Source organism: Bacteroides caecigallinarum, from assembly GCF_021530995.1.
Classification (GTDB): Bacteria; Bacteroidota; Bacteroidia; order Bacteroidales; family Bacteroidaceae; genus Phocaeicola; species Phocaeicola faecigallinarum.
The window spans coordinates 1-13,509 of sequence record NZ_JADYTF010000099.1 but is presented as its reverse complement, the minus strand read 5'-3'; the positions used below and the strand labels follow the sequence as shown (position 1 = coordinate 13,509).

The 13,509-nt window shown below is 41.6% G+C and carries 10 protein-coding genes and 2 tRNA genes; 9 read left to right on the top strand and 3 right to left on the bottom strand.

Annotation, left to right across the window (positions count from 1 at the left end):
* Positions 1–223 precede the first annotated feature (223 nt).
* The 3 genes from carB to I6E24_RS12545 are packed head-to-tail and all read right to left on the bottom strand — an operon-like array spanning position 224 to position 6,460.
* Complete coding sequence (carB, locus tag I6E24_RS12555) at positions 224–3,451, bottom strand: carbamoyl-phosphate synthase (glutamine-hydrolyzing) large subunit (RefSeq protein ID WP_235328883.1); 3,228 nt, start codon at positions 3,449–3,451, stop codon at positions 224–226.
* Positions 3,452–3,472: 21 nt separating this feature from the next.
* The gene (gene carA, locus I6E24_RS12550) at positions 3,473–4,549 is read right to left on the bottom strand and encodes a glutamine-hydrolyzing carbamoyl-phosphate synthase small subunit (protein ID WP_235328882.1); all 1,077 of its coding nucleotides are present in this window, start codon (positions 4,547–4,549) and stop codon (positions 3,473–3,475) included.
* A 27-nt stretch (positions 4,550–4,576) separates the two neighbouring features.
* Positions 4,577–6,460 carry an amidophosphoribosyltransferase gene (locus tag I6E24_RS12545; protein ID WP_235328880.1) on the bottom strand — a complete coding sequence of 628 codons (1,884 nt, stop codon included), beginning with the start codon at positions 6,458–6,460 and terminating at the stop codon, positions 4,577–4,579.
* Positions 6,461–6,945: 485 nt separating this feature from the next.
* Between I6E24_RS12545 and I6E24_RS12540 the strand changes: the two genes are divergently transcribed.
* From I6E24_RS12540 to I6E24_RS12495, 9 genes are all read left to right on the top strand, one after another.
* Positions 6,946–7,018 (top strand) — tRNA-Thr (locus I6E24_RS12540).
* A gap of 120 nt (positions 7,019–7,138) precedes the next feature.
* Positions 7,139–8,053: a ribonuclease Z gene (locus I6E24_RS12535; protein WP_235328878.1), complete on the top strand. Its 915-nt coding sequence runs from the start codon at positions 7,139–7,141 to the stop codon at positions 8,051–8,053.
* 23 nt (positions 8,054–8,076) lie between these two features.
* The gene (locus I6E24_RS12530; protein WP_235328877.1) at positions 8,077–8,628 is read left to right on the top strand and encodes an RNA polymerase sigma factor; all 552 of its coding nucleotides are present in this window, start codon (positions 8,077–8,079) and stop codon (positions 8,626–8,628) included.
* Positions 8,629–8,676: 48 nt separating this feature from the next.
* Entirely contained in the window at positions 8,677–9,063 is a 387-nt protein-coding gene (locus tag I6E24_RS12525; RefSeq protein ID WP_204508780.1) for a hypothetical protein, read from the top strand.
* Between the two features lie 15 nt (positions 9,064–9,078).
* Entirely contained in the window at positions 9,079–9,519 is a 441-nt protein-coding gene (locus I6E24_RS12520) for a hypothetical protein (RefSeq protein ID WP_235328876.1), read from the top strand.
* A 150-nt stretch (positions 9,520–9,669) separates the two neighbouring features.
* Positions 9,670–9,754, top strand: a tRNA-Ser gene (locus I6E24_RS12515).
* A gap of 230 nt (positions 9,755–9,984) precedes the next feature.
* Entirely contained in the window at positions 9,985–12,312 is a 2,328-nt protein-coding gene (locus I6E24_RS12510) for a TonB-dependent receptor domain-containing protein (protein WP_235328875.1), read from the top strand.
* A 3-nt stretch (positions 12,313–12,315) separates the two neighbouring features.
* Positions 12,316–12,666: a hypothetical protein gene (locus I6E24_RS12505; protein ID WP_235328874.1), complete on the top strand. Its 351-nt coding sequence runs from the start codon at positions 12,316–12,318 to the stop codon at positions 12,664–12,666.
* Between the two features lie 65 nt (positions 12,667–12,731).
* On the top strand, positions 12,732–13,466 hold the full coding sequence (locus I6E24_RS12495; RefSeq protein WP_204402628.1) for a CPBP family intramembrane glutamic endopeptidase: 735 nt from the start codon (positions 12,732–12,734) through the stop codon (positions 13,464–13,466).
* Positions 13,467–13,509: the final 43 nt, after the last annotated feature.

The window sequence follows — 13,509 nt, the reverse complement described above, 5'->3', positions numbered from 1 at the left end:
GCTTGGTCGAGTTGCTCCTCAGCAGAGCTCGCCTCCTCTTTGATCCACGAGGCAAAGTTAACACTTTCCTCCTTGAATCTACTACTTTTAAAGACCAAAACGTTGCACTTCGTTTTGGAATCTACAGAAAAAATAAGTCTTTTGTATATAATCAGAAAAAATAAACCTCTCTTCCCATAATATAATCCGGAAGAGAGGTTTATAATATTGTATGGAGTAGGGATTACTTATAGTCTTCCCAGCTCTTTATAGCTATATCGTCAATGCTCATTGAGCAGAATGCATTGATGAATGCGCTTGCAAGGCGTGCGTTTGTTACAAGAGGAATATTCAAATCCACAGCGGCACGACGGATCTTGTAACCGTTTTCAAGTTCGGTTGGGGTAAGGTCGCGTGGGATATTTACCACCATGTCTATTTCCTTCTTGTGCAACATTTCAAGAGCCTGAGGATGTCCTTCTTCGCTTGGCCAGTAAACGCGGGTATTTTCTACACCGTTTTCTGTAAGGAACTTAGCAGAACCACCTGTAGCGAAGATGTTGTAACCTTTAGCCTTGAGGGCACGTGCAGCCTGAAGCAGGTCAACTTTCTGTTTCAGTGTACCTGTTGACATAAGGATGTTCTTTTCAGGGATGCGGTAACCTACAGAAAGCATAGCCTTCAAAACTGCGCATGAAGTATCGTCGCCGATACATCCCACCTCACCTGTAGATGCCATATCAACACCCAATACAGGGTCAGCCTTCTGCAGACGGTTGAATGAGAACTGGCTTGCCTTGATACCTACATAGTCGAGGTCGAACAGGTTCTTTTCAGGTTTTTCAACCGGCAGACCGAGCATAACCTTAGTTGCAAGTTCGATGAAGTTAATCTTCAATACCTTGCTTACGAATGGGAACGAACGGCTGGCACGCAAGTTACATTCGATAACCTTGATATCGTTTTCGCGTGCGAGGAACTGGATGTTGAACGGACCGGAGATGTTAAGTTCTTTCGCAATCTGTCGGGAGATACGCTTGATGCGGCGTACTGTCTCAACATAAAGTTTCTGTGGAGGGAACTGGATAGTAGCGTCACCTGAGTGTACACCGGCAAACTCGATGTGTTCAGAAATAGCGTATGCCACGATTTCACCGTTCTGTGCCACAGCGTCCATTTCAACTTCCTTGGCATGTTCGATGAACTGGCTCACTACCACAGGGTGTTTCTTCGATACGTTGGCTGCAAGCTGCAGGAAGCGTTCAAGTTCTTCCTGGTTAGAACATACGTTCATAGCCGCACCTGAAAGCACGTATGAAGGACGAACCAATACAGGGAAACCTACCTTTTCGATAAATGCGTTGATATCTTCCATAGAAGTAAGCGCACTCCATTCAGGCTGGTCAACGCCGATACGGTCAAGCATAGCCGAGAACTTGTCGCGGTCCTCTGCGTTGTCGATGCTCTTGGCTGAAGTACCAAGGATATTAACCTTCTGGGCATCAAGACGAAGCGCAAGGTTATTAGGGATCTGTCCACCTGTAGAAACGATTACTCCGTGAGGATTTTCGAGGTCGATGATATCCATTACGCGTTCGAATGTCAACTCGTCGAAGTACAGACGGTCGCACATATCGTAGTCTGTTGACACAGTTTCAGGGTTGTAGTTAATCATTACAGAGCGGTAACCTTCCTTGCGGATAGTGTTAAGAGCCTGAACACCACACCAGTCGAACTCTACAGAAGAACCGATACGGTAAGCTCCTGAACCGAGAACCACGATACTTTTGTGGTCGCCAAGGTAATGAACATCGTTGGCCACACCGCTGTAAGTCAGATACAGGTAGTTAGTCTGTGCAGGATATTCAGCAGCCAGAGTATCTATCTGTTTCACTACAGGCACGATACCTACACTCTTACGGTGGTTACGGATAGCAAGGCTGCCTTCTTCCATATCACCCTGATAACCGATAGCACGAGCCACCTGGAAGTCAGAGAATCCCTGACGTTTTGCCTTGTAGAGCAATTCATTTGGCAACTGAGAAAGCAGAGTGTGGTTGTTGCCCCATTCGTGGAGTTCCTTAGATGTCTGCATGATGTTCTGCAGCTTGTCGAGGAACCACTTGTCTATTTTAGTAAGGTCATGGATCTGGTCAACTGTGTAACCGGCACGCATAGCCTTAGAGATAACGAAGATACGTTTGTCGGTCGGTTCGCGGAGAGCTTTGTCGATATCGTCGATAACGAGTTCCTTGTTCTCAACGAAACCGTGCATTCCCTGACCGATCATACGGAGACCTTTCTGGATAGCTTCTTCGAAAGTACGTCCGATAGCCATAACTTCACCTACAGACTTCATGCTTGAACCAAGCTCGCGGTCAACACCGTGGAACTTACCCAAGTCCCAGCGAGGGATTTTACATACGCAGTAGTCAAGAGCAGGTTCGAAGAATGCAGAAGTAGTCTTAGTTACAGAGTTCTTAAGGTCGAACAGTCCGTATCCCAAACCGAGTTTTGCAGCAACGAAAGCCAAAGGATAACCTGTAGCCTTAGATGCAAGAGCTGATGAACGGCTCAGACGAGCATTAACCTCGATTACGCGGTAGTCTTCCGATTCAGGGTCGAAAGCATACTGTACGTTACATTCACCCACGATACCGATGTGGCGGATGATGCGGATAGCAAGTTCACGCAACTTGTGGTATTCGCTGTTTGTAAGAGTCTGTGATGGAGCGATAACGATAGACTCACCGGTGTGGATACCCAGTGGGTCGAAGTTTTCCATGTTACATACAGTGATACAGTTGTCGAAACGGTCACGAACAACTTCGTATTCTACTTCTTTCCATCCCTTCAAACTCTTTTCTACAAGAACCTGTGGAGAGAAAGAGAAAGCTTTTTCAGCCAATACGTTAAGTTCTTCTTCGTTGTCGCAGAAACCTGAACCAAGACCTCCAAGCGCGTATGCGGCACGGATGATAACCGGATAGCCCAGTTCCTTTGCGGCACGGCGTGCATCCTCGATATTCTCAACAGCCTCACTCTTGATAGTCTTGACGTTGATTTCGTCAAGTTTCTGTACGAATAGCTCACGGTCCTCTGTGTCCATGATAGCCTGTACAGGAGTACCGAGCACGCGAGTATCATATTTTTCGAATATACCTTCCTTATAGAGAGCCACACCGCAGTTCAATGCTGTCTGTCCACCGAACGAAAGCAATACGCCGTCCGGACGTTCCTTAGCTATTACTTTTTCTACGAAGTAAGGTGTTACAGGCAGGAAGTAAATTTTGTCTGCCACTCCTTCCGAAGTCTGCACTGTAGCGATATTAGGGTTGATAAGGATGGTTTCGATACCTTCTTCCTTAAGAGCCTTAAGAGCCTGTGAACCGGAATAGTCGAACTCACCGGCTTCACCGATTTTAAGTGCTCCGGAACCTAACAATAATACTTTCTTTATATTTTCTTTCATTGTACTTTTCTTTTTAATGGATTACAGCAATTTTACAAACTCATCGAACAGGAATTCTGTATCTGTCGGACCACTTGCAGCTTCCGGGTGGAACTGTGCAGAGAACCAAGGATTCTTCTTGTGGCGGATACCTTCGTTAGAGCCGTCGTTCATGTTGATGAACAGTGGTTCCCAGTCAGAGCCAAGAGTATTGTTGTCAACGGCATAACCGTGGTTCTGCGAAGTGATGAAACATTTTTCAGTTCCTACCATACGTACCGGCTGGTTGTGGCTGCGGTGACCGTATTTCAGTTTGTATATTTTTGCGCCTCCTGCTTTCGAAAGCAACTGGTTACCCATACAGATACCGAAGATAGGAAGTTTTTCGTTCTGCATAGCCTTGCGGATATTCTGCACTGCAGCATCGCAAGTGTCTGGGTCACCAGGACCGTTTGAGATAAACAGACCGTCGAACTCAAGAGAGTTGAAGTCATAGTTCCATGGAACGCGGATTACTTCTACATCGCGTTTCAAAAGACAACGGATAATGTTCGATTTAACACCACAATCCACGAGTACTACCTTCTTCTTGCCTTCGCCTTCGTTGTAGCGGATTACTTCCTTGCAGGATACCTTGTCAACATAGTTCACTCCGGCATATTCAGCCTGAGGAATGTTGTCCGGTTTATCGTCGAATACGATTTTTCCCATCATCACACCGTGTTCGCGCAATACCTTAGTAAGCTCGCGTGTGTCAATGCCTGTGATACCAGGTATCTGCTCACGTTTAAGCCAGTCGCCAAGACTTTCTACAGCATTCCAGTGAGAATACTTTTCGCTGTAGTCGCTCACGATAATCGCTTCGGCATGAATCTTTTCGCTTTCCATAAAATGAGGAAGCCCGTTTTCCGCGAAAGTGAAAGGAGGTACGCCGTAGTTTCCAACCAAAGGGTAAGTCAGTGTCATAAGCTGACCGGCATACGAAGGGTCTGTCAAACTTTCTGGGTAACCGGTCATGGCTGTGTTGAACACCACTTCGCCTGCTACCGGTTTCTCATAACCGAACGACTTGCCATGGAAGCGGCTCCCGTCGTCGAGGATCAATGTTACATTTCTCATTATCTGTATGTTTTTTTGAGTTTTATTTTAAAACTTATAATTTTCTTCTATATAGTTTATGAATGCCTGGTTCACCAGTTTCACTCCGCCCGGAGTAGGGTAGTCGCCGCTGAAGTACCAGTCACCAGTATGCTCTGGACATGCTTCATGAAGTCCTTCAAGAGTCTGATATACAATCTCTACTTTAGCCTGAGTTCCGGCAGGAGTCAGCAGTTCCACCATTTTGGCGGATATTTCTTCGTCTGTGAATGGTGCATAAATTTCTTTCACATAGTTCACCATCTCTTCCTTAGGCAATCCAAGCTGTGCCTTCGACTTTCTGTAAGCGTCTACTATTACGTCCTGCATACCTCTTTCCTCAAGCAGTGCTATTGCAGCCTTGAAAGCGATGAACTGCTCCATGCTTGCCATGTCAATGCCGTAATAGTCCGGATAGCGTACCTGTGGTGATGACGATACTATTACTATCTTTTTCGGGTGCAGACGGTCGAGTATACTTATGATACTCTGTTTCAGTGTTGTACCACGAACTATACTGTCGTCTATTATAACCAGATTGTCTGCGTATGGCACGAGGCTTCCGTATGTGATGTCATATACGTGTTTAGCCAGGTCATTACGTGTATTACCTTCGGCGATGAACGTACGCAACTTGATATCCTTGATAGCTACCTTTTCGCTTCTTATTCGTTGCGAAAGAATCTGTTCCAGTTCGGTGTGGCTCGGTTTATGTCCCAATGCCTCTATACGTTGTACCTTAAGTTCGTTCAGATAGTTATCGAATCCTTCCAGCATTCCGTAGAAAGCCACTTCGGCTGTGTTTGGGATGAAAGAGAACACAGTGTGTATCACGTCGTTGTCTATAGCTTTAAGTATAGGCTTGACCAGTTTCTCTCCCAGCATTTTCCTTTCGCGGTATATATCCATATCGCTGCCGCGGCTGAAGTATATACGTTCGAAAGAACAAGCCTTTTTCACTTTCGGTTCGTTTATCTGAGCCAGACGCATTTTTCCGCTTTTGCTTATCATTATTGCCTGTCCCGGCTGCAACTCGTTTATGCTGTCGGCAGGAATATTCAGTGCTGTCTGTATAACAGGACGTTCAGATGCGAGAACGAATATTTCGTCGTCCATATACCAGAAAGCAGGACGTATACCCCATGGGTCGCGCACTGCAAAGCTTTCGCCGCTACCGGTCAGTCCGCATATCACGTAACCTCCGTCCCATGACGGGCTTGATGTCTTCAGTACATTTGTCAGGTCTATTCTGTCTTCTATGGCATGAGTGATATTCATTCCTTCCAGTCCTTCACCTTTACATTCAGTGTAAAGTCTTTCCACTTCGCGGTCAAGGCGGTGTCCCACCTGTTCCAGCATTATATATGTATCTGCATATTTGCGCGGGTGCTGTCCGTCGGCAGTGATTGACGCAAATATTTCGTCAACATTTGTAAGGTTGAAATTTCCGCATAATGCGAGGTTCTTAGCACGCCAGTTGTTACGTCTGAGGAATGGGTGTACATACGATATTCCGCTTTTTCCGGTTGTGGAATATCTCAAGTGTCCCATATACAGTTCGCCTGCAAAAGGAAGACACTTTTCGGCATAATTGGCATCACGCATCTGCTCCGGTGTGAGATCTTTGAAATAACTGTGCACTGTTCCGAATATTTCAGTGATAGCTCCTGCTCCCAGACCTCTTTCGCGGAACATGTATTCTTCTCCCGGTGCAGCCTGAAGTTTCACACAAGCCAGTCCTGCAGCTTCCTGTCCACGGTTATGCTGTTTTTCCATCAGAAGGTACAGTTTGTTCAGTCCGTACATCCATGTACCATATTTCTGCTGATAATGTTCCAGTGGTTTCATAAGGCGTATCATTGCCACTCCACATTCATGCTTTAGTTGTTCCATACCTTTATCCTAATATTTGTATTGTTGTATATTGTATATGCTCTCGGACGAAAAAAATCCCGGTTATGCCGAAAAGCATTTCCGGGTAACAATTCATTAATTATGAAAAAATAATTGCGTATTTGAAAAAAGAATGTGCCACAATAAAAAAAATGAAAAGCCGCTTTCAGCAATTGGAAATGCTTCTGCATTTCTGCATGCTTCTGAAGTTTCACTATATTGAAAACCGAATAATATCTTTTCATCTTCTGGCTCTTAATAATATATAATGTGTTATATTAAGTCTTATTTATATTATATTCGGGATGCAAAGATAAATACTTTTGACGAAATATGTGCATTTCATTAATACATCTTTAGAAAAAATATACATATTGATGTGTGATTTGTGTGATAATTATGCGTAACAGGAATAAAAAAACAGAAATACATTTGTCAATAAAAAAATAAAAAGTAATTTTGGGTCGCGAAAGGAATGAAGTATTGCCGAAATAACTCAGTTGGTAGAGTAACTCATTCGTAATGAGTAAGTCGCGGGTTCGAGTCCCGCTTTCGGCTCTTCTTTTGATAGAATGCAATAAAAAACGCCCTGTCGTTTCATCTTGAATGACAGGGCGTTTTACCTTAAATGACAGCTCGTTTTTTTTAAAATGTATCAGACGTTTTATCTTTGTCGTCATGGAAAAATTTGAACTCAATATATTGGGATGCGGTTCGGCATTGCCGACAATGCGTCATTCTGCTACTTCACAAGTACTCAATGTGAGGGAGAAACTCTTTATGATAGACTGTGGCGAAGGTACTCAGGTTCAGTTGCGAAGATCCAGACTTAAATTCTCAAGACTTAATCATATTTTTATATCACATCTGCATGGCGATCATTGTTTCGGGCTGATAGGGATGATATCCACTTTCGGTATGATAGAAAGGACTGCCGATTTGCATATATATGCTCATCATGATTTACAGATACTGCTCAAACCTCAGCTTGATTTTTTCTGTAAAGGATTACCTTTTGAAGTTATATTCCATGATATTGATCCGGCAGAACGCGCTGTGATATATGATGACCGTTCGCTGACAGTGGAAACAATACCTTTAAAACACAGAATGCCCACATGTGGTTTCCTGTTTAGAGAAAAGCCGCTGCCTAATCATATCATCCGCGATATGATAGATTTTTATAAAGTGCCGGTGTACATGATAAACAGGATTAAGAACGGTGAGGATTTCGTATGTGAGGATGGAACTGTTATTCCTAATAGCAGACTGACTGTACCCTCCGATCCTCCAAGAAGTTATGCCTATTGTTCTGATACGATGTTCTGTCCTAATATTGTGGAACAGATAAAAAATGTAGACCTTCTGTTTCATGAAGCCACTTTTCTTGAAACAGAGAAGGCAAGGGCAAAGGTGACTATGCATTCCACTGCACGTCAGGCTGCCGAAATAGCCAGGATGGCAGAAGTTAAGAAACTTGTGATAGGACATTTCTCTGCCAGATATGATGACGACGAATGTCTACTGACTGAAGCAAAAGAAGTTTTTGCCAACACTATATTGGCAAATGAAAACTTGAGTATAAACATTTGAAAATCCTACAGCATATTGTTTTTATGGCAAATAATAAGGAAGACGATATAAAAGAACGTTTGCACGACCTTTCCACTCGCCGCAAGGCTTTCGAAGAGGTGGTAAGGGAGTTCAGCGAGCAGCTGTATTGGCAGATAAGGAGGATGGTAGGTTCGCACGACGATGCTAATGACATCCTTCAGAATACGTTTGTCAAGGCATGGACCAATATAGACTATTTCAGGGGAGAGGCAAAACTTTCCACATGGCTGTATAGGATAGCCCTAAATGAATGTCTGGCTTTTCTTAACCGGCAGAGAGCGCAGGAAAATATTTCCATAGATGAGGCCGATTCCAATTTTATAAACATGCTTGAAGGTGATCCTTACTTTGATGGCGACGAGACACAGCTTATGTTTCAGAAAGCCATACGTACACTTCCCGAAAAGCAAAGGATTATTTTCAATCTGAGATATTTTCAGGAAATGAAATATGAGGACATATCTGAGATAGTAGGAACTACAGTTGGAGCTCTAAAGGCCTCATATCATCATGCGGTGAAGAAAATTGAAGAATTTTTCAAACAGAACGATTAAACCTTTTACCTTAATTTTTATCTAAAACAAAAGGAAGGAGATAGTATTATGAAGGAAGATACCGAATTAAAGAACAGAATAGGTAAGGAAAATCCTTTCAAGGTGCCGGAAGGTTACTTTGACAGTATTGTTCCCGAGATAATGAAGCAGCTTCCTGAAGCCGAGGTTCAAGAAAATGCAGAGATAACTCTATGGGAAAAAGTCAAGCCTTGGGTTTATATGGTAGCTATGTTCTGCGGACTTATGTTCGGACTGCGCGTAATGATGATGGACAGACCGGTCAGTACGGCAAATAATGGGGAAACAGCGTCTGTAACAGACTCTGTGCAAGGTATCCCTGATGAATATATAGATCCTATCTTGGATCAGACCATGATGGATGATTACACATTATATATGTATCTGACGGATGCTGATTTGGAAATATACAATTAATTCTATTATTCTTATATGAACAGATTTATCATTATAATTACTTTGTTTTTCGCATGTCTTGCCTTGCAGGCTCAGGAAAAGAAAGAATGTATGAGCAAAGAACAGTTTCGCGAAAGACAAAAACAATATTTTGTAGATAAAGCTGACTTAACTCAGGAAGAGGCAGCAAAGTTTTTCCCATTATACTTTGAATTGCAGGATAAGAAATTTTCCTATAATAAAGAAATGTGGGGAAAGATGCATAAAATAAGGGAAAGTAAGAATGTGAGTGATGCTGAATATTCACGTATTACTGAAGATTTGATAAAAACGCGTCTGACTATTGATGAACTTGAACTGGAATATTTGCGTAAATATAAAAAAGTGCTTAGTCCAAAGAAGATTTATAATATTCAGAGAGCAGAGATGAAGTTCAGTCGTGAACTCCTTAAAGACGCTGGAAAACATAAAAAATAGGCTTTCGGAGCTGTCAAAAATACGTAAAACAGGTAGAAAACAAGAAAAAATCAATTTTTTCAGAAAAAAACATCAAAAGCTTTGCATAATCAAAAAAAATCCATACCTTTGCATCGCTTTTGAGAAATAAAGCACTTCGGAAGGAGTTCTGGAGAGGTGGCAGAGTGGTCGATTGCGGCGGTCTTGAAAACCGTTGTACCGCGAGGTACCCGGGGTTCGAATCCCTGTCTCTCCGCAATAAAGGGTGTAAATCAAGCATTTGCAAGATTTACACCCTTTTTTACACCCAAAAGTCAACTACGGGGTGTAGTCTATATGCATTATTTTTGGTAATCCTATTCATTTCCTTCTTAACTTTATTATATTTCATTTTTAGTTTCTGTAATTAGAACTACCCTACAGGGTAGTGGAAAAGTCTCGCGAAGTATGGAACTTTGCAGCAGAAAACTAAAAAACTATCATACAATGAAATTAATTAAAGTATTCTTATTAGGACTTATTGGTATCATACTACCTGTAAGTTTGTCCGCACAAACCGTAAGCGGAAAATTGATTGACGAGAACAGCCAGCCTTTGCCTTACGCCAATGTGGTACTACTGTCCTTGCCGGATTCGGCATTTGTTAACGGAACTATCAGCGGTGAAGACGGATCTTTTACACTGGAGGCAACATCGGAAAATCAGATAGTGAAAATATCCTCTATAGGATATAAGACTGTATGTAAGCCGGTATCTCCGGCCAATATCGGTATCGTACAGCTCGTTTCGGATGCACAACAATTGGGGGAAGTTGTTGTAAAAGCAGACTTACCTAAAACACGCGTGAAAGGTAATGCAATGATAACAACTGTCGCAGGAAGTGTGCTTGAAAAAGCCGGAACAGGAAATGACCTGCTCAACAAAATACCGGGGTTGTCTGCCGAAGACGGCTCAGTGAATGTATTCGGAAGCGGAGTAGCGGAAATCTACATCAACGGAAGAAAAATGAGAAACAGTTCGGAACTTGACCAACTGTCGTCCGATGATATAAAAAGTGTAGAAGTCCTTCGTAATCCAGGAGCCAAATACGATGCTTCAGTAAAAGCTGTTGTACGAATCATAACTAAGAAAACACAAGGAGAAGGATTCGGTTTCAACAATCGTACATACGTGGGATACCAATATGACCTTGCTTTGCTCGACCAGTTTAACTTTAATTACCGCAAGGGAAGATTCGATCTCGGAGGAATGTTATTCGGCAGAGACAACAAGTTTGAAGAGAACAAGATACTGACACAGAAAACATACCTTGATAAAGTATGGACACAAAATTCGGATATGAAAAGTCCGTTTCACACGCAGGATATTGCTGCCATGCTTTCATTGAATTATCAGTTCAACGAAAATCATGTGATGGGTGTAAGGTATGATTTTAGCAGAAATCCTCAGATTGAGATGTGTCTGGATATGAATTCTTACATTCATGTGGATAATCTATTAGAAGAAGAAAGTAAAAGTAACACCAATTCAATAACCACAAACAACAGGCATACCGTAAATGCTTATTATAATGGCAATTTCAATGATTGGAATGTGGATTTGAATATGGATGGAATGTGGTCGGATAGTAATAATCCTATCGTAGCTGAAGAATATGTCAAGCAATCGGACAATACGGAAGTAAACAGCACTATCCATACACTGGGTAAAAACAGGAATGAACTTTATGCTGCCAAACTTGTAATGGAGCATCCGTTATGGGAGGGTAACTTCTCCATAGGCAGTGAATATACCTACAGCAGCCGTATTAACCAATACGTAAACGATGAGAATATTATACCTGACAACGACAACAAAATCAGGGAAAATGCTGTATCCGCATTTGCTATGTACGCACGTAGTTTCGGCCAGTTGCAAGCTCAGGCGGGTGTGAGATATGAGCATCTGAATTCCGACTACTATGAATTCGGGAAAAGAATGGATGAGCAAAGCCGTAAATATGACAATGTATTTCCTTCCATATCACTTTCATATCCTATAGCTAAAACCCAATTAATGATAAGTTATTCAGGCAATATAGAACGACCAAGCTACTACAAGCTGTCAAGTGCAGTAATCTATGGTAATAAATATACATACGAGAGTGGAAATCCGCTTCTGCGTTCTTCGATACTGAATACCCTGTCACTTAATGCATCATGGAAATGGCTTTATTTCAATATGAATTACAGTCGCATCAAGGACATGCAGATACAGGTAAGCCAATCCTATTCGGATGCAGATCCTTCTATTTCTCTGTTCACACATACCAATGTTCCTAAGGTGGACAAATTGAATGCCACCTTGTCAGCATCGCCAACGATAGGTATATGGTCGCCACAGTTCACAGCCATGTACAGCCAGCAATGGTTTGTGATGGATACACCGGACGGTCCCAAAAATCTTAATAATCCTATCTGCTTCTTCCAGTGGAACAATACATTCAGTTTACCTAAGGATTTTCAGTTGAATATAGATTTGGAGACTTCCACACGAGGAGAAGACAGCAGCTACCGTATAATTGAACCCGGTAGTTCGGTCAACATTTCTTTATATAAAGGATTTTTGAACGGAAAACTGGCTGTTCAACTGCAAGCCAACGACATCTTCAATACTTCATCCTCAGACATACTGATGTACAGCGGTAACCGAATTACAATACTTCAGCCGGAATCACGCCGCAGTTTCGGTATGACGGTACGATACAAATTCAACACAACAAAGAGTAAGTATAAAGGAACCGGAGCTGGAGACAGCCAGAAAAACCGTATGTAAATTATGACAGCATCAATATCTTATATAAATCTCTCATGGGCAGTTGTGGGCATCATCGATAAGGATGTCCACAACTCCCTTCAATCCATGAAGCGTCCCAACGAACCGATAGAAATTACCATTGAAAGGTATGTTATAGGTTATCTTGGATTCTGGCATATTGCCTTTATTGATAAAGAAAAGATGAACAGATGTAACGATGAAACAGTCATCGAATTTGGACGGAAGAAGATGGAGGAATATATATCCTTACATCCTCCTATAGCTACTTTGCCGAAGTTCTACATCGTCTTCCTAAATCAGCCTCATATTGGCTGCGATGCCCACGGCCTCAGTGATGTTTTCTGCGTGTAGTTTCTCAAAGAGTTTCTTCTTGTGAAACTTTACGGTATTGGCATTTATATTTATAGTTTATCATCATGATTATTAAAGAAAAGTTACTTAAATTTTTAATCATAGTAGTTTCTTCTATGATTATATTTGTACTTTATAAACAAGTACATTTAATTGTTGCTCCATTACATTTGCAAAGAATATTGGCTTCATTTTTAATGCATCTGATAGTATGTTTGCCGATTGGAATTGTATTACTCATATTGTACAAGCCTAAGAACTTTTTTAATCAGCTTGGACTTGATGGCAATTTTCTCAAAGGAATGGTTTTTGCTTTAATAAGTACGCTCCCTCTTTTTATTGCTTTCCCGATTGTTGGAAAATTTAATAATGAACTGACATTAGAAAAACTGATCACTTCAACTGTTATTGTAGCAGTATTTGAGGAAATCATTTTTAGGGGTTTTATCTTTGGGCAACTATTCCGATATTGTAAAATAGGTTTCGGTTGGTCGGTCCTGATTCCTTCCTTAATGTTTGGTTCTATTCATCTTTATCAAGGTTCTGATTTAATATCTTCTCTGATGGCATTTGGAGTAACATTTTTGGGAGGATTGTATTTCAGTTGGATTTATATGAAGTGGAATTTCAATCTTTGGTGTCCTATAGGATTACATTTCTTTATGAATTTATCTTGGCAATTGTTTATTATAGAAGGAAATTCTGTAGCTGCAGGTGGTATGATTTCAAACATTCTTAGACTCTTATCGGTTGCTATAGCCATAATTATAACGAATATATACTTACATAAATCTCGATAAGTATTAATCCATATATTAAAGGACCTGTTGTATATCTGTATTC

Coding starts and splice junctions, on each gene's coding strand:
- I6E24_RS12510 (WP_235328875.1), top strand. CDS start 9,985: ATGAAATTAATTAAAGTATTCTTATTAGGACTTATTGGTATCATACTA.
- I6E24_RS12495 (WP_204402628.1), top strand. CDS start 12,732: ATGATTATTAAAGAAAAGTTACTTAAATTTTTAATCATAGTAGTTTCT.
- I6E24_RS12535 (WP_235328878.1), top strand. CDS start 7,139: ATGGAAAAATTTGAACTCAATATATTGGGATGCGGTTCGGCATTGCCG.
- carA (WP_235328882.1), bottom strand. CDS start 4,549: ATGAGAAATGTAACATTGATCCTCGACGACGGGAGCCGCTTCCATGGC.
- I6E24_RS12545 (WP_235328880.1), bottom strand. CDS start 6,460: ATGGAACAACTAAAGCATGAATGTGGAGTGGCAATGATACGCCTTATG.
- I6E24_RS12505 (WP_235328874.1), top strand. CDS start 12,316: ATGACAGCATCAATATCTTATATAAATCTCTCATGGGCAGTTGTGGGC.
- I6E24_RS12530 (WP_235328877.1), top strand. CDS start 8,077: ATGGCAAATAATAAGGAAGACGATATAAAAGAACGTTTGCACGACCTT.
- I6E24_RS12525 (WP_204508780.1), top strand. CDS start 8,677: ATGAAGGAAGATACCGAATTAAAGAACAGAATAGGTAAGGAAAATCCT.
- I6E24_RS12520 (WP_235328876.1), top strand. CDS start 9,079: ATGAACAGATTTATCATTATAATTACTTTGTTTTTCGCATGTCTTGCC.
- carB (WP_235328883.1), bottom strand. CDS start 3,451: ATGAAAGAAAATATAAAGAAAGTATTATTGTTAGGTTCCGGAGCACTT.